Origin of the sequence: Enterobacter sp. 03-F-07-AD-ECC, from assembly GCF_047530935.1 — a bacterium.
Lineage (GTDB): Bacteria > Pseudomonadota > Gammaproteobacteria > Enterobacterales > Enterobacteriaceae > Enterobacter > Enterobacter cloacae.
The window spans coordinates 120,813-136,267 of the sequence record NZ_JBLKBZ010000002.1 but is presented as its reverse complement, the minus strand read 5'-3'; the positions used below and the strand labels follow the sequence as shown (position 1 = coordinate 136,267).

The 15,455-nt window shown below is 56.5% G+C and carries 13 protein-coding genes; 8 read left to right on the top strand and 5 right to left on the bottom strand.

All coding sequences use genetic code 11. The features are described from left to right. Positions 1-102 precede the first annotated feature (102 nt). Positions 103-675 carry an elongation factor P-like protein YeiP gene (yeiP, locus tag ACMWKA_RS03500; protein ID WP_008500940.1) on the bottom strand — a complete coding sequence of 191 codons (573 nt, stop codon included), beginning with the start codon at positions 673-675 and terminating at the stop codon, positions 103-105. Positions 676-837: 162 nt separating this feature from the next. On the opposite strand from yeiP, the gene ACMWKA_RS03495 reads away from it, so the two are divergent. Beyond that, positions 838-1,092, top strand: a complete 255-nt coding sequence (locus ACMWKA_RS03495; RefSeq protein ID WP_038420213.1) for a YkgJ family cysteine cluster protein — start codon at positions 838-840, stop codon at positions 1,090-1,092. Here ACMWKA_RS03495 and setB read toward each other — a convergent pair. After that, the gene (gene setB, locus ACMWKA_RS03490; RefSeq protein ID WP_013097970.1) at positions 1,089-2,270 is read right to left on the bottom strand and encodes a sugar efflux transporter SetB; all 1,182 of its coding nucleotides are present in this window, start codon (positions 2,268-2,270) and stop codon (positions 1,089-1,091) included. The genes ACMWKA_RS03495 and setB overlap by 4 nt on opposite strands. Positions 2,271-2,627: 357 nt before the next feature. Here setB and fruB point away from each other — a divergent pair, with 357 nt between their 5' ends. From fruB to fruA, 3 genes are read left to right on the top strand one after another with little or no spacing between them, the layout of a single operon-like run. Continuing rightward, entirely contained in the window at positions 2,628-3,758 is a 1,131-nt protein-coding gene (gene fruB, locus ACMWKA_RS03485) for a fused PTS fructose transporter subunit IIA/HPr protein (protein ID WP_062934672.1), read from the top strand. Then, positions 3,758-4,696: a 1-phosphofructokinase gene (fruK, locus tag ACMWKA_RS03480; RefSeq protein WP_020690122.1), complete on the top strand. Its 939-nt coding sequence runs from the start codon at positions 3,758-3,760 to the stop codon at positions 4,694-4,696. Before fruB ends, fruK begins: the two co-directional genes overlap by 1 nt. 16 nt (positions 4,697-4,712) lie before the next feature. Further along, complete coding sequence (fruA, locus tag ACMWKA_RS03475) at positions 4,713-6,398, top strand: PTS fructose transporter subunit IIBC (protein ID WP_023619758.1); 1,686 nt, start codon at positions 4,713-4,715, stop codon at positions 6,396-6,398. 74 nt (positions 6,399-6,472) lie between these two features. Here fruA and nfo read toward each other — a convergent pair whose 3' ends face one another. Together nfo and ACMWKA_RS03465 are read right to left on the bottom strand one after the other, a co-directional pair. Continuing rightward, complete coding sequence (gene nfo / locus ACMWKA_RS03470) at positions 6,473-7,330, bottom strand: deoxyribonuclease IV (protein WP_013097964.1); 858 nt, start codon at positions 7,328-7,330, stop codon at positions 6,473-6,475. A gap of 64 nt (positions 7,331-7,394) precedes the next feature. Beyond that, entirely contained in the window at positions 7,395-8,441 is a 1,047-nt protein-coding gene (locus tag ACMWKA_RS03465; protein WP_414759991.1) for a YeiH family protein, read from the bottom strand. 97 nt (positions 8,442-8,538) lie between these two features. Here ACMWKA_RS03465 and yieE point away from each other — a divergent pair, with 97 nt between their 5' ends. The 3 genes from yieE (at position 8,539) to cirA (ending at position 13,230) form a co-directional block, all read left to right on the top strand. Then, entirely contained in the window at positions 8,539-9,405 is an 867-nt protein-coding gene (yieE, locus tag ACMWKA_RS03460; RefSeq protein ID WP_029883079.1) for a DNA-binding transcriptional regulator YeiE, read from the top strand. Between the two features lie 158 nt (positions 9,406-9,563). Continuing rightward, positions 9,564-11,033: an amino acid permease gene (locus tag ACMWKA_RS03455; protein WP_013097961.1), complete on the top strand. Its 1,470-nt coding sequence runs from the start codon at positions 9,564-9,566 to the stop codon at positions 11,031-11,033. A 226-nt stretch (positions 11,034-11,259) separates the two neighbouring features. Then, a complete protein-coding gene (cirA, locus tag ACMWKA_RS03450) occupies positions 11,260-13,230 on the top strand; it encodes a catecholate siderophore receptor CirA (RefSeq protein ID WP_414759990.1) in 1,971 nt (656 codons plus the stop codon). Between the two features lie 52 nt (positions 13,231-13,282). Here cirA and fghA read toward each other — a convergent pair whose 3' ends face one another. After that, positions 13,283-14,119, bottom strand: a complete 837-nt coding sequence (fghA, locus tag ACMWKA_RS03445) for an S-formylglutathione hydrolase (protein ID WP_095427709.1) — start codon at positions 14,117-14,119, stop codon at positions 13,283-13,285. A gap of 138 nt (positions 14,120-14,257) precedes the next feature. Here fghA and ACMWKA_RS03440 point away from each other — a divergent pair, with 138 nt between their 5' ends. Further along, positions 14,258-15,406, top strand: a complete 1,149-nt coding sequence (locus ACMWKA_RS03440) for a YbfB/YjiJ family MFS transporter (RefSeq protein ID WP_013097958.1) — start codon at positions 14,258-14,260, stop codon at positions 15,404-15,406. The last annotated feature ends 49 nt before the right edge of the window (positions 15,407-15,455 follow it).

The window sequence follows — 15,455 nt, the reverse complement described above, 5'->3', positions numbered from 1 at the left end:
TGGCGCTACGCTTACCGGGCCTACAAAAAACCGGCCTGAGAGCCGGTTTTTGTGTTTTTGTAGATCGGGTAAGGCGAAGCCGCCACCCAACAAAAGCCGCACTCAGTCAGCACGACCCATATAGCGTTTTTCTTCGATATGGATGCGGATTTTCTCACCCGCGGACAGGTATTCAGGTACCTGCACCACCAGACCGGTGGTCAGCGTCGCGGGTTTGTTACGCGCACTGGCGGACGCGCCTTTGATACCCGGTGCCGTTTCAACGATTTCCAGATCAACCGTCTGCGGCAGTTCCAGCGCCAGCAGCACGCCGTCCCAGGTCAGAACCTGCATATCCGGCATACCGCCTTCAGGAATGAACAGCAGCTCTTCTTCAATCTGATCTTTGGTGAAGATGTACGGGGTGTAATCTTCTTTATCCATGAATACATACTCGTTGCCGTCGATATAGGAGAAATCAACATAGCGACGGGTCAGAGTGACGGTATCAACGATATCATCACCTTTAAAACGTTCTTCCACTTTAAGGCCGGTACGTACATCGGCGAAACGCATTTTGTACAGCGTTGCTGCACCACGGGCGCTCGGGGCCTGAATATCGATATCTTTCACAATCAGCAGTTTGCCGTTGTAATTCAGTACCATACCTTTCTTAATTTCGTTCGCTCTTGGCATTGCAGTAATCCTGTCTACGGGAGGTAAAAAATATCGCGCCAAATTACTCGTGCGCGGCCTTTCAGGCAAGCGGAATTCGTGGCTTTTGCTATCAATACATGAAAGGTGTTACTGTGCGCCCGATACCCGACTGCGCGGGTCTTTCACCGATAGAGAGCATTTATGGATTGTCGTCCCGATTGCGGCGCGTGCTGTACCGCACCGTCCATTTCCAGCCCCATTCCAGGAATGCCGGAGGGCAAGCCTGCGAATACCCGCTGCGTTCAGCTCTCTGAAACCAACCTGTGCATGATCTTTGGCTCGCCTCTGCGCCCGAAGGTCTGCTCCGGGCTGCAGCCCTCCGCAGAGATGTGCGGCAACACGCGCGCGCAGGCGATGACGTACCTGCTTAATCTGGAAGCACTCACCGCACCTTAAACGTCTTTAATTCTTGTCAGGCACGCTATCGTCAGGGTGCACATCACCAGCGCAATCCAGAACACCGTGTGATAGTTCCAGATTTCTGCCACCACGCCGGCCATTGAGCCTGCGATAATCCAGCCCACGCGGGTGGTATTAGTATAAAGGGTGGTGGCGGAGCCTGCCTGGCCCGGCATCAGATCCTGGAAATAGAGCATGCCAATTCCGGCGAGTATGCCGATATAGATGGCGTTCAGCAGCTGTAAAGCCAGCAGCAGGCCCGGCGTATGAACCGTCAGCATTCCAACATAGAACAGTAGCCCGGCGACGGCGGCGATACGCATCAGAAAACGTTTCCCGAAACGCTTCGCGTAATAGCCAGCAATCAGCATGGTGGGGATTTCAAGCCCGGCCGCGGTCCCCATCATGATGCCAGCAAGCTTCTCGGGCAGATGCAGCTCATCAATAATAAACAGCGGCATATTAATGATATACAGGCTGTTTGTGCCCCACATCAGCGTACAGATAATAAAGAGGAGCAGGGCGTCACGACGGTTACGACGCGGTGCCTCCAGCACGCCTGTTGCCACTTTTGGCTCTTTACGCATCGACGGCAGAAAGAACCACACCATGGCGCCACACACCACAAAGGCCACTGCCGCACTCAGGTACATCACCGTAAAGCCAAACCCCATCGCCAGCGCGTAAGCCAGCGGCGGGCCAATAACCCACGCCAGCGATACTTGCGCACGCAGAATAGAGCTGAACATTACCGCTTCTCGCCCGGTATGGTCGGCATGCTCACGGGCAAGGGCGAACATCTGCGGATTCGCCGTTGAACCGAAACTGCTCAGAAACACCCCGATAAACAGCAGAACAAAATAGTTGCGGTTCCAGGCAAACAGGACGCAGGCGAACACCCCCAGCAGACAGCAAAAGACGATCAGGCTTTTACGATCGCCTTTTTTATCTGAACGCCCCGCCAGAAACTGGCTCACCAGGATGCCGATAATGGCGCTTCCGGTAAAGAAGAAGCCCACCATCGCCGGACGCGCATGGACTTCATTGGTCAGGAACAGGCTCAGCGTAGGGGTCTGCAGCGCACCGGCGATGCCGGTCAGGAAGGCAACAATTAAAAATGCCGTTGAGGTGAAATCAAAGGGCTTCGGTGAGACGGCGGCGGGCGTGTTATGCATGTTTCACAGTCGGTGAGTTTCCAGGAGACGCGGAGTGTACGTCGCGAGTCAGAAAATAAACAGAGGGTGAGGTCAATTTCGCCACGAATAATCAAAATGGCATTTCATATTCGCGCGCAGCTGACCTTAGCTGAAACTGATTTGCTGACCGTCAGCAAAATTCAGCTGAACGAGGAAGAAATGTGCTGCATCTCTAAATTCTGCAATCAGAAATGTAACTTTCCTTGCAACGTCTTGCAGAAAGCGCAAGACTTTTTGAAACGTTTCAGCGCTATCTTGTTTTAACAAACGGAGCAGGCTAGCGCATTTTTTCTCAGTGAAGCTGAAACGATTCACTTTCAGCAGGAGAGGAGAACCATGTTCCAGTTATCTGTACAGGATATCCACCCGGGCGCTCAGGCCGGGAACAAAGAAGAGGCCATTCGCCAGGTTGCTGCTGCCCTTGTGCAGGCCGGCAATGTGGCTGAAGGCTACGTCAACGGCATGCTGGCGCGTGAGCAGCAGACCTCGACCTTCCTCGGCAATGGCATCGCCATTCCGCACGGCACCACAGACACCCGCGATCAGGTGCTGAAAACCGGCGTTAAGGTTTATCAGTTCCCGCAGGGCGTTGTATGGGGCGAGGGGCAGGTGGCTTACGTGGCCATCGGTATCGCGGCCAGCAGCGACGAGCACTTAGGTTTGCTGCGTCAGCTGACCCATGTGCTGAGCGATGACGCCGTGGCCGAGCAGTTGAAATCTGCCACCACCGCTGAAGAGCTGCGCGCTCTGCTGATGGGCGAAAAACAGAGCGAAGCGCTGAAACTGGATAACGACACGCTGACGCTGGACGTTGCCGCGACCGATCTGGTGACGCTGCAGGCCCTGAACGCCGGACGCCTGAAAGAAGCCGGGGCAGCAGACGCTACCTTTGTTACCCGCGTCATTAACGATAAGCCTCTCAATCTGGGCCAGGGTATCTGGCTGAACGACAGTGCTGAAGGCAACCTGCGGAGTGCTATCGCGGTGAGCCGTGCCGCAAGCGCCTTTGACGTAGACGGTGAAAACGCTGCACTGCTGGTGACCGTCGCCATGACCGATGACCAGCCGGTTGCCGTGCTGAAGCGTCTGGGCGATCTGCTGCTGAACAACAAAGCTGAAAAACTGCTGAACGCGGATGCCGCCACCGTGCTGGCTCTGCTGACCAGTGATGATGCGCTGACGGATGACGTGCTGAGCGCAGAGTTCGTTGTACGTAACGAGCACGGCCTGCATGCCCGTCCGGGCACCATGCTGGTGAATACCATTAAACAATTCGAAAGTGAGATCACCGTGGCTAACCTGGATGGCACGGGCAAAGCGGCCAATGGTCGTAGTCTGATGAAAGTTGTCGCGCTGGGCGTGAAGAAGGGTCACCGTCTGCGTTTCACCGCGCAGGGTGCGGATGCTGAACAGGCGCTGAAAGCGATTGGCGATGCCATCGCGGCGGGTCTGGGGGAGGGCGCATAATGAGCAGACGTGTTGCGACTATTACGCTGAACCCGGCTTATGACCTGGTGGGGTTTTGCCCGGAGATTGAGCGCGGCGAAGTAAACCTCGTGCGTACCACTGGCCTGCATGCTGCGGGCAAAGGGATTAACGTCGCGAAAGTGCTCAAGGATCTCGGTATCGATGTCACCGTGGGGGGATTCCTCGGTAAAGATAACCAGGATGGTTTCCAGCAGCTGTTCAGCGAGCTGGGCATTGCTAACCGTTTCCAGGTCGTTCAGGGCCGTACCCGTATCAACGTCAAACTGACGGAGAAAGACGGGGAAGTGACCGATCTGAATTTCTCTGGCTTTGAAGTGACGCCTCCTGACTGGGAGCGTTTTGTTAACGATTCTCTGACCTGGCTGGGCCAGTTCGACATGGTGTGCGTCAGCGGCAGTCTGCCATCTGGCGTAAGCCCGGAAGCCTTCACCGACTGGATGACGCGCCTGCGCAGCCAGTGCCCGTGCATCATCTTTGACAGCAGCCGTGATGCGCTGGTCGCCGGCCTAAAAGCGTCCCCGTGGCTGGTGAAGCCTAATCGCCGTGAACTGGAGATCTGGGCTGGCCGGAAGCTGCCAGAATTAAAAGATGTGATTGACGCTGCCCATGCGCTGCGCGAGCAGGGTATCGCTCACGTGGTGATTTCGCTTGGTGCAGAAGGGGCGTTGTGGGTTAACGCGTCTGGTGAATGGATCGCCAAACCGCCGTCGGTTGACGTTGTCAGCACCGTTGGCGCAGGGGATTCGATGGTTGGCGGTCTGATCTATGGCCTGCTGATGCGCGAATCCAGTGAACATACTTTACGTCTTGCCACCGCCGTTGCAGCCCTGGCCGTGAGTCAGAGCAATGTCGGCATTACCGATCGTACCCAGTTAGCCGCGATGATGGCGCGCGTTGACTTAAAACCTTTTAACTAACAGCAGGAGAGGAATAATGAAAACGCTGCTGATTATTGACTCCGGTCTCGGACAGGCTCGCGCCTATATGGCGAAGACCCTGCTGGGAGCGGCGGCGAACAAAGCACATCTGGAAATGACCGATAACCCGGGCGACGCTGAACTGGCGATTGTGCTGGGTGATAAGGTCCCGGCTGACAGCGCGCTGAACGGCAAAAAAGTGTGGCTGGGCGATATTAATCGCGCGGTGGCACATCCGGAACTGTTCCTGAGCGAAGCGAAAGGCCACGCGTCTGTCTACAGCGCACCGGCTGCGGCAGCACCGGTTGCTGCCACGGGCCCGAAACGCATTGTGGCGGTGACAGCTTGTCCGACGGGCGTCGCGCATACCTTTATGGCGGCTGAAGCGATTGAAACTGAAGCGAAAAAACGCGGCTGGTGGGTGAAAGTTGAAACCCGTGGCTCGGTGGGTGCGGGCAATGCCATCACCCCGGAAGAAGTGGCGGAAGCCGATCTGGTGATCGTTGCGGCGGATATCGAAGTGGATCTGGCGAAATTCGCGGGTAAACCGATGTACCGCACCTCTACCGGCCTGGCGCTGAAAAAGACCGCGCAGGAGTTTGATAAAGCGCTGGTGGAAGCCCAGCCTTATCAGGCAACCGGTGCGGCTAAACCGGCTACCGAAGGGAAAAAAGAATCTGCGGGCGCCTATCGTCACCTGCTGACCGGTGTGTCTTATATGCTGCCGATGGTGGTGGCGGGCGGTCTGTGTATCGCACTGTCATTCGCGTTTGGTATCACCGCATTTAAAGAAGAAGGGACGCTGGCTGCGGCGTTAATGCAGATTGGTGGCGGCTCCGCGTTCGCGCTGATGGTGCCGGTGCTGGCAGGCTTTATCGCCTTCTCCATCGCTGACCGTCCGGGTCTGACGCCGGGTCTTATCGGCGGTATGCTGGCCGTGAGCACCGGTTCCGGCTTTATTGGCGGTATCATCGCCGGTTTCCTGGCGGGTTACGTCGCGAAGCTTATCAGCTCGAAGCTGAAGCTGCCGCAAAGTATGGAAGCCCTGAAACCGATTCTGATCATTCCGCTGATTTCCAGCCTGGTGGTCGGTCTGGCGATGATTTACCTGATTGGTAAGCCGGTTGCAGGTATCCTGGCGGGTCTGACCCACTGGCTGCAAACCATGGGCACGGCAAACGCGGTGCTGTTGGGTGCTATCCTCGGTGGCATGATGTGTACCGACATGGGTGGTCCGGTAAACAAAGCGGCCTATGCATTCGGTGTTGGCCTGCTGAGTACCCAGACCTACGCGCCAATGGCGGCCATTATGGCGGCCGGTATGGTGCCACCGCTGGCGCTCGGCCTGGCAACGATTATTGCGCGTCGTAAATTCGACAAAGCGCAGCAGGAAGGCGGCAAAGCAGCGCTGGTACTGGGCCTGTGCTTTATCACCGAAGGGGCGATTCCGTTCGCTGCCCGTGACCCAATGCGTGTTCTGCCTTGCTGTATCGTTGGCGGCGCGGTGACCGGGGCTATCTCAATGGCGATTGGCGCGAAGCTGATGGCACCGCACGGTGGTCTGTTCGTTCTGCTGATCCCAGGCGCTATCACCCCGGTACTGGGTTACCTGCTGGCGATTGTTGCTGGTACGCTGGTGGCGGGGCTCTCTTACGCGGTGCTGAAACGCCCTGAAGCGGAAGCGGTGGCAAAAGCAGCCTAAAAGTGGTGTCGGGTGGCGGTTTCGCCTTACCCGACCTATAAAAAAGCCGGACGCTTAACGCGATCCGGCTTTTTTTATGCCGCCTGTTCAGCGGTCTGCTGTGCCTTCAGCCAGGCGATCTCTTCCGCCCAGATATCCGGATTGATGGTTTCCAGCACCATGGGGATACCATCGAAACGGGCGTCCTGCATGATAAAGCGGAACGCATCATGGCCAATATTACCTTCACCCAGGCTGTGGTGACGGTCTACGCGGCTGCCAAAGGCGCTTTTGGCATCGTTTAAGTGCATTCCACGCAGATACTTAAAGCCCACCACGCGTTCGAACTCATCGAAGGTGTTTTTCGTGGCCTCGGTTGTACGCAGGTCGTAACCGGCTGCAAACGCGTGACAGGTATCGATACATACGCCCACGCGGGATTTATCTTCCACGCCGTCGATGATGGCGGCCAGATGTTCAAACTTAAAGCCGAGGTTGCTGCCCTGACCGGCGGTATTCTCGATCACCGCGGTAACCCCCTGGGTTTTATCCAGCGTGATGTTAATGGACTCCGCAATGCGTGCCAGGCAGGCCTCTTCGTCTATCTGCATCAGATGGCTACCCGGATGGAAATTCAGCAGCGTCAGCCCAAGCTGCTCGCAGCGCTGGACTTCATCCAGAAACGCTTCGCGGGACTTCTCCAGCGCTTCCTGAACCGGATGGCCGAGGTTGATCAGATAGCTGTCGTGGGGAAGGATTTGACCCGGCCCGTAGTGGTACTTCTCACAGGCGGCTTTGAAATCATCTATGACATCAGCGGTAAGCGGCGCGGCGCGCCACTGGCGCTGGTTTTTGGTGAACAGGGCGAAAGCGGTCGCCTCAATTTCGGCGGCGCGAATGGCGGCATTCGCAAGGCCACCGGCAGCGCTGACGTGCGCTCCAACGTATTTCATAAAGGGACTCCTGTTAACCCGAAATGCGTATCATAACGGGTTAACAGGGGAAGGATGTAGTGGTTTATGCCATCAGGCTGTGGACCACGAGGTTAATCGCGCCGCCACCCACAATCAGCCAGATGAAGAGCACCAGCGCCATCAGCAGCGGTTTCGCACCGGCTTTTTTCAGCGCGCTGACGTGCGTGGTCACCCCCAGCGCCGCCATCGCCATCGCCAGCAGCACGGTATCCAGCGTCACCAGCATATCGACCACCGCTTTTGGCAGCAGGTGGAAGGAGTTGAAAATCGCCACCACGATAAACAGGATCGCAAACCACGGTATGGTGATTTTACTCTTCTGATTACCACTCGCGGGCGCAAGCTGTTTCACGCGGGCGGCCAGGATAATCAGGAAGGGTGCCAGCATCATGACGCGCAGCATTTTAGCAATCACCGCAGCGTTTTCTGCTTCCGGGTTAATGGCATGACCCGCCGCCACAACCTGCGCCACTTCATGCATGGTTGAGCCAATGTAGATGCCATAGGTTTCCGGGCTAAACCAGTGGGCAACCAGCGGATACATGGCCGGGTAGAGGAAAATTGCCAGCGTACCGAAGATCACCACGGTCGCGACCGCCACCGTAACTTTGCTGGATTCCGCCTTGACCACAGGTTCGGTTGCCAGTACCGCCGCCGCACCGCAAATACTGCTCCCGGCACCGATCAGCCAGCTGGTCTGTTTATCCAGGCCAAAGATTTTCTGCCCGATAAAGCAGGCCAGTAAAAAGGTGCTGGTCAGGGTCAGAACGTCAATGGCGATACCGCTAATGCCGACATCCGCAATCTGTGAAAAGGTGAGGCGAAAGCCGTAAAGAATGATCCCGAGGCGCAGCAGATGCTGCTTGGCAAAAATAACGCCGCCATCACAGGACTTCCAGATGTGCGGGTAAACGGTGTTACCCACGACCATGCCGAGCAGGATCGCCAGCGTTAAGGCGCTAAAACCGGCACCGGCGACGGCGGGAATGCTGCCGCCCCATAATGCCACACCGGTGACGACCGCGCTGAGCGCAAGACCCGGCACGAAGTGCCACAATGTACGATGATGCTGTAAGGTGATTTCTGACATAACCTTCTCCTTTGTCTGGCTAAAGGTTACGGCGCGCTGGTTTAAAAATAAAATTGATTATATACTTATAATCAATCTATATAAGTGGTAAGCAACCATGCACATTACTTTGCGTCAGCTGGAAGTTTTTGCCGAAGTGCTGAAAAGCGGGTCGACGACCCAGGCCTCGCAGATGCTTTCGCTTTCCCAGTCTGCGGTCAGCGCCGCGTTAACCGATCTTGAGGGCCAGTTGGGCGTGCAGCTCTTCGACAGGGTAGGGAAGCGGCTGGTGGTTAACGAACATGGCCGCCTGCTTTATCCCCGCGCGCTGGCGCTGCTGGAACAGGCAACGGAAATTGAACAACTCTTCCGGGAAGAGAACGGTGCCATCCGCGTGTATGCCAGCAGCACCATCGGGAACTATATCTTGCCGGAAGTGATTGCCCGCTATCGCCGGGATTTCCCGACCCTGCCTCTGGAGATGAGCGTGGGGAACAGTCAGGATGTGATTAACGCGGTAATCGATTTTCGCGTGGATATCGGTCTTATCGAAGGGCCGTGCCATAACGTCGATATCATTGCGGAACCCTGGCTGGAAGATGAGCTGGTGGTCTTCGCCTCACCCGCCTCGTCGTTATTGCAGGGTGAAGTAACGCTGGAACGTCTGGCGCAGGCGCAGTGGATCCTGCGTGAGCAGGGCTCCGGCACGCGGGAAATTGTTGATTATCTGCTGCTCTCCCATTTGCCGCATTTCCAGCTGGGGATGGAGCTGGGCAACTCAGAGGCGATCAAGCATGCGGTGCGACATGGCCTTGGGATCAGCTGCCTTTCACGACGGGTCATTATTGAACAGCTTGAGGCCGGAACGCTGGTTGAAGTTCCGCTTCCGCTGCCCAAACTGGTGCGCACGTTGTGGTGTATTCACCATCGTCAGAAACACCTTTCCAGCTCGCTGCAGCGTTTTCTGCGCTATTGCGCCATGTAAAAGCGCCCCTCACCCCAATGGAGAGAGGGAAAAATTATGCTTTACTTATAATCCTGGCCGAGTCATGAAGCTCTCTTATAACTCAGTATTTCTGCCGGAAGGAACGCGGATCGTCTGCTACAATCGCGCCTCATTTATTAGATGGACAGCATTTTCACATGGTTTCAGAAACTAAAACCACAGAAGCGCCCGCGCTACGCCGCGAACTCAAGGCGCGTCACCTGACGATGATCGCCATCGGCGGCTCAATCGGTACAGGTCTTTTCGTTGCCTCCGGGGCAACCATTTCGGCAGCTGGCCCGGGTGGGGCACTTTTCTCTTATATCCTGATTGGCCTGATGGTCTACTTCCTGATGACCAGCCTGGGCGAACTGGCCGCGTACATGCCGGTATCCGGTTCGTTTTCGACCTACGGTCAGAAATACGTTGAAGAAGGCTTCGGCTTCGCGCTGGGCTGGAACTACTGGTACAACTGGGCGGTCACCATCGCCGTTGACCTTGTCGCCGCACAGCTGGTTATGACCTGGTGGTTCCCGGACACGCCCGGCTGGATCTGGAGTGCGCTGTTCCTCGCGGTCATCTTCCTGCTGAACTACATCTCCGTTCGCGGCTTTGGCGAAGCGGAATACTGGTTCTCTTTGATCAAAGTGGCAACCGTCATCATCTTTATCGTCGTCGGTGTGGCGATGATCGTTGGTATTTTCAAAGGGGCGGAACCGGCCGGGTGGAGCAACTGGACGATTGGCGATGCGCCGTTTGCCGGTGGTTTCTCGGCGATGATTGGCGTGGCGATGATTGTTGGCTTCTCCTTCCAGGGCACCGAGCTGATTGGTATTGCTGCCGGTGAGTCTGAAAACCCGGAGAAGAACATTCCGCGCGCGGTGCGTCAGGTATTCTGGCGTATTCTGCTGTTCTATGTGTTCGCGATCCTGATTATCAGCCTGATTATCCCGTACACCGACCCAAGCCTGCTGCGCAACGATGTCAAAGACATCAGCGTCAGCCCGTTCACGCTGGTCTTCCAGCATGCCGGTCTGCTCTCTGCGGCGGCGGTGATGAACGCCGTTATCCTGACAGCGGTGCTGTCTGCGGGTAACTCCGGTATGTACGCCTCAACCCGTATGCTCTATACCCTGGCCTGTGACGGTAAAGCGCCGCGTATTTTCGCAAAACTGTCTCGTGGTGGTGTGCCGCGTAACGCACTGTATGCCACAACGGTCATTGCTGGTCTGTGCTTCCTGACCTCCATGTTCGGTAACCAGACGGTCTACCTGTGGCTGCTCAACACCTCTGGTATGACGGGCTTTATTGCCTGGCTGGGGATTGCCATCAGTCACTACCGCTTCCGTCGCGGCTATGTGATGCAGGGACACGATCTGAACAACCTGCCGTACCGTTCCGGGTTCTTCCCGCTGGGGCCGATTTTCGCCTTCATTCTGTGTCTGATTATCACCCTGGGCCAGAACTATGAAGCGTTCCTGGCGGACACCATTGACTGGGGCGCCGTAACGGCCACCTACATTGGTATTCCGCTGTTCCTGGTGATCTGGTTTGGTTACAAGCTGATGAAAGGAACGCACTTCGTTCGCTACAGTGAAATGGAATTCCCTGAACGATTTAACAAATAAACCGCACTTCCTCTCTTTTAGCCCGCTCATTTGAGCGGGCTTTTTTATCTCCACATTATGCAGAACGGATATAATTTTTAACAATTTAATTGATAATAATAATCGTTTGCTTTATCGTTACGTCAAAATAAGCAGACCACCGACCCGCCGGAGATGCGGACGGAGCAAAAGGCATTGTGGGCAATAATCTTTTGATTTAGTTGTATTTACCTCATGGAGATATGGAATGTTTAGGTTGAATCCCTTCGTCAGGGGAGGACTTTGTGCGTCCGCAATGTCCCTGGCACTGCCTGTCATCGCTGCGGAATCCAGCGACACACTGGTTGTCACGGCGTCAGCGACTGAGCAAAACCTGAAGGACGCACCGGCGAGCATCAGCGTCATCACCCAGGAAGACCTGCAGCGTAAACCCGTTCAGAACCTGAAAGATGTGTTGCAGGACGTACCGGGCGTGCAGCTCACTAATGAAGGGGACAACCGTAAAGGGGTAAGTATTCGCGGTCTGGACAGCAGCTATACGCTGATCCTGATCGACGGTAAGCGTGTTAACTCCCGCAACGCCGTCTTCCGCCATAACGATTTCGATCTGAACTGGGTTCCGGTCGATGCGATCGAGCGGATCGAAGTGGTGCGCGGGCCAATGTCCTCGCTCTACGGCTCAGATGCGCTGGGCGGCGTGGTGAACATCATCACCAAAAAAATCGGTCAGAAGTGGACGGGCACCCTGAGTGCCGACTCCACCATTCAGGAACACCGCGATCGCGGGGACACCAACAACGGCCAGTTCTACACCAGCGGCCCGCTGGTGGACGGCGTGCTGGGGCTGAAGGCCTACGGCAGTGTGTCTAAGCGTGAAAAAGACAAGCAGCAAGAATCGTCTACCACAACGAGCGGTGAAACGCCGCGCATTGAGGGCTTCACCAGCCGCGATGCCAACGTGGAATTTGCCTGGACGCCGACGGAAAATCATGACTTTACCGCAGGCTATGGTTTCGACCGCCAGGATCGTGATTCCGATTCCCTCGATAAAAATCGCCTTGAGCGCCAGAACTACTCCCTGAGCCACAACGGCCGATGGGGGACAGGCAACAGCGAACTGAAAGTTTACGGCGAGAAGGTGGACAACAAAAACCCGGGTAACAGCCATACCATCACTTCCGAGAGCAACGCCGCTGATGGTAAATACGTGCTGCCGCTGGGTGAAATCAATCAGCTGCTGACCTTCGGCGGCGAATGGCGTCACGACAAGCTGAAAGATCCGGTAAACCTGACCGGGGGCTCCGGCAGCGCGACCTCTACCAGCCAGTATGCTCTCTTCCTTGAAGATGAATGGCGGATATTTGAACCGCTGGCGCTGACTACCGGCATCCGTATGGACGACCACGACACCTACGGCGATCACTGGAGTCCGCGAGCGTATCTGGTCTATAACGCGACCGATACCGTCACGGTGAAAGGGGGCTGGGCAACCGCGTTTAAAGCGCCATCCCTGCTGCAACTGAGTCCGGACTGGATCACCGGATCGTGTCGCGGTGCCTGCGAGATTGTCGGTAACCCGAACCTGAAACCGGAAACCAGCGAAAGCTTTGAACTCGGGCTGTACTACAGCGGGGAAGAGGGATGGTTAGAGGGCGTGCAGGCCAGCATTACCACCTTCCAGAACAATGTTGATGACCGTATCAGCATCAGCCGTACGGCGAACGTTAACCAGGCTAAGAGCTACCCGAACTACGTGGGGCTGAATGCTGACGGTGAACCGATCTTCCGCTATTACAACGTCAACAAGGCGCGTATTCGTGGCGTGGAAACCGAGCTGAAGATCCCGGTGGCTGAGGACTGGAAGCTGACGCTGAACTATACCTACAACGACGGGCGTGATATCAGCAACGGCGGCAACAAACCGCTGTCCGAACTGCCGTTCCATACCGCCAACGGTACCGTGGACTGGAAGGCGACGCAGGAGTGGTCGTTCTACGTCCAGGGCCACTACACCGGCGAGAAACGTGCGTTAACCAGCGCAGACGCAACGCCGGGCGGCTATGTCATCTGGAATACTGGCGCGGCATGGCAGGCAACGAAAAGCGTGAAGCTGCGCGCGGGCGTGCAGAACCTGCTGGATAAAGATCTGAGCCGCGACGATTACAGCTACACGGAAGATGGCCGCCGCTACTTTGTGGGTGTGGATTATAAGTTCTGATGTGGTTTTCATGCCCGGTGGCGCTTCGCTTACCGGGCAAAAAAGACCGCACTTACCCGAACAAATGCTCCGCATGGAAGCGGAGGTGATCCTCAATAAAGGATGCAATGAAATAGTAGCTGTGGTCATATCCGGGCTGAATACGCAGCGTCAGCGGCCAGTCTTTCTGACGTGCGGCTTCAGCCAGCACGGCGGGCTGTAGCTGCCCGGCCAGGAACTGATCCGCATCACCTTGATCGACAAGCGTCGGGATCGCATTTCCAGGCTGGCTCGCCAGCATCAGGGCACAGCTGTCCCATTCCTGCCAGCGTTGTGCGTCATCACCCAGATAGTTCGTAAAGGCTTTCTGCCCCCACGGTACCTGGGTGGGGTTCACTATTGGCGCAAACGCGGAAACGCTGGTGTATCTGCCAGGATTTTTTAGCGCCATGATCAACGCGCCGTGCCCACCCATGGAATGCCCGCTGATGGCACACCGGTTGCTTACTGCAAACTCACGCTGGATCAGGGCTGGCAGCTCGTCGGCAATGTAGTCGTACATGCGGTAATGGCTCGCCCACGGCTGCTCTGTGGCGTTCAGATAGAACCCGGCCCCTTTGCCCAGATCATATCCGGCATTGTCCGCCACCTCATCGCCACGCGGGCTGGTGTCTGGCATCACCAGGGCGATACCCAGCTCAGCCGCCACACGCTGCGCGCCCGCTTTGGTGGTGAAATTCTCATCGTTACAGGTTAATCCCGAGAGCCAGAACAGAACCGGGGGCTTAGCACCCTCTTCAGTGGGCGGCAGGAAAATGCTGAACGTCATGGCACAGTTCAGGACAGTGGAGTCGTGGCGCCAGCGCTGCTGTCGACCTTCAAAACAACGATGCTCTTCGAGCAGTTCCATGCAAGGCTCCTTAATGCGAATTGCTATTCATTCAGCCCATAATACAGAGTTTTCATTTACCTGTGAGCAACTTTCACTTTCGCAAGACAGCGAGATCCTGCATCATAAATTTACTTTTTATTAACAACTGGAGCGGTCATGGCGCTGCGAATTGCGCTCAGTGGATTTGTGGTTCTGGTGGTAGCGATGGGAATTGGGCGCTTCGCGTTTACCCCTCAGGTGCCGCTGATGATTGCCGCCGGGCAACTCACGCTCACCAGCGCAGGTCTGGTGGCGGCGATGAACTATCTGGGCTATCTGGTGGGCGCATGGGATGCGATGCGCGCCCATCGCTTCGTTGAAACCCGCCTTTGGCTGGGTATTACTGGCGCTGTGGCGCTGACGCTGCTTTCCGCCGCAGCGGATAACGCGCTGGTACATGGTCTGCTGCGCTTTGTGATTGGCTGCATGAGCGGCTGGTCGATGGTGCTGATTGCCGCCTGGACCAACGAGCGGCTGGGGCAACTGGGTAAACCGGGTTTGAGCGCGGCCGTGTTTGCCGGGCCGGGCGCAGGTATCGCCCTGAGCGGACTGCTTGCGGTCTATATTCACGCAAAAGCGTTGTCGGCCGGGGCCGCATGGCAGATTTACGGCGTGCTGGCGCTGGTGCTTATCGCACTGGTTGCCCGCTATTTACCGCGTGCCGGGCAACTGCACCGGCCGGGCAGCGCGCCTGAACCCCTTATTCTGACGAAAGATTTGAAGTGCCTGGTCTGGAGCTACAGCCTGGCCGGATTTGGCTACATCCTGCCTGCAACATTTTTATCACAAATGGCGGCCGTGCGTTTTCCCGGCAGCCTGTTTGCACAGTTTGTCTGGCCGATATTTGGCGCTGCCGCTGTTGTGGGCATCGTGCTCAGTATCGTTTTGCGTCACACCTCTACCTCGAACCGCAGGCTGGCTATCGTGCTGTGGTTACAGGGGGCGGGTGTGCTGGCGGCGTGGCTACTGCCGGGAATTGGCGGCTTGCTGACGGGCGGCCTGCTGGTCGGCGGCGGATTCCTGTGTGCCGTTCAGCTCTCTTTACTCTACGGGCGCGAGCTGGCACCCGAACATACCCGCTATATGGCGGGGCTACTGACTACCGGTTATGCCATTGGACAGCTGGTGGGGCCGATGACCTCGGCGTTATCCACCTGGCTTACCCACAAGCTTGAGCCTGCGCTGGGGCTGGCGGGCATTGCGCTGTTCATTGCGGGCGCGCTGGTGTGGAACCGTCAGGCCGAAAGGCAGCAGCAATTGCAATAATTATCGTCGTGAATACTGGATTATGTGCGCGGCCTCACGCACAATGAGC

Coding starts and splice junctions, on each gene's coding strand:
- cirA (WP_414759990.1), top strand. CDS start 11,260: ATGTTTAGGTTGAATCCCTTCGTCAGGGGAGGACTTTGTGCGTCCGCA.
- fghA (WP_095427709.1), bottom strand. CDS start 14,119: ATGGAACTGCTCGAAGAGCATCGTTGTTTTGAAGGTCGACAGCAGCGC.
- setB (WP_013097970.1), bottom strand. CDS start 2,270: ATGCATAACACGCCCGCCGCCGTCTCACCGAAGCCCTTTGATTTCACC.
- ACMWKA_RS03455 (WP_013097961.1), top strand. CDS start 9,564: ATGGTTTCAGAAACTAAAACCACAGAAGCGCCCGCGCTACGCCGCGAA.
- fruK (WP_020690122.1), top strand. CDS start 3,758: ATGAGCAGACGTGTTGCGACTATTACGCTGAACCCGGCTTATGACCTG.
- yeiP (WP_008500940.1), bottom strand. CDS start 675: ATGCCAAGAGCGAACGAAATTAAGAAAGGTATGGTACTGAATTACAAC.
- ACMWKA_RS03465 (WP_414759991.1), bottom strand. CDS start 8,441: ATGTCAGAAATCACCTTACAGCATCATCGTACATTGTGGCACTTCGTG.
- yieE (WP_029883079.1), top strand. CDS start 8,539: ATGCACATTACTTTGCGTCAGCTGGAAGTTTTTGCCGAAGTGCTGAAA.
- nfo (WP_013097964.1), bottom strand. CDS start 7,330: ATGAAATACGTTGGAGCGCACGTCAGCGCTGCCGGTGGCCTTGCGAAT.
- ACMWKA_RS03495 (WP_038420213.1), top strand. CDS start 838: ATGGATTGTCGTCCCGATTGCGGCGCGTGCTGTACCGCACCGTCCATT.
- ACMWKA_RS03440 (WP_013097958.1), top strand. CDS start 14,258: ATGGCGCTGCGAATTGCGCTCAGTGGATTTGTGGTTCTGGTGGTAGCG.
- fruB (WP_062934672.1), top strand. CDS start 2,628: ATGTTCCAGTTATCTGTACAGGATATCCACCCGGGCGCTCAGGCCGGG.
- fruA (WP_023619758.1), top strand. CDS start 4,713: ATGAAAACGCTGCTGATTATTGACTCCGGTCTCGGACAGGCTCGCGCC.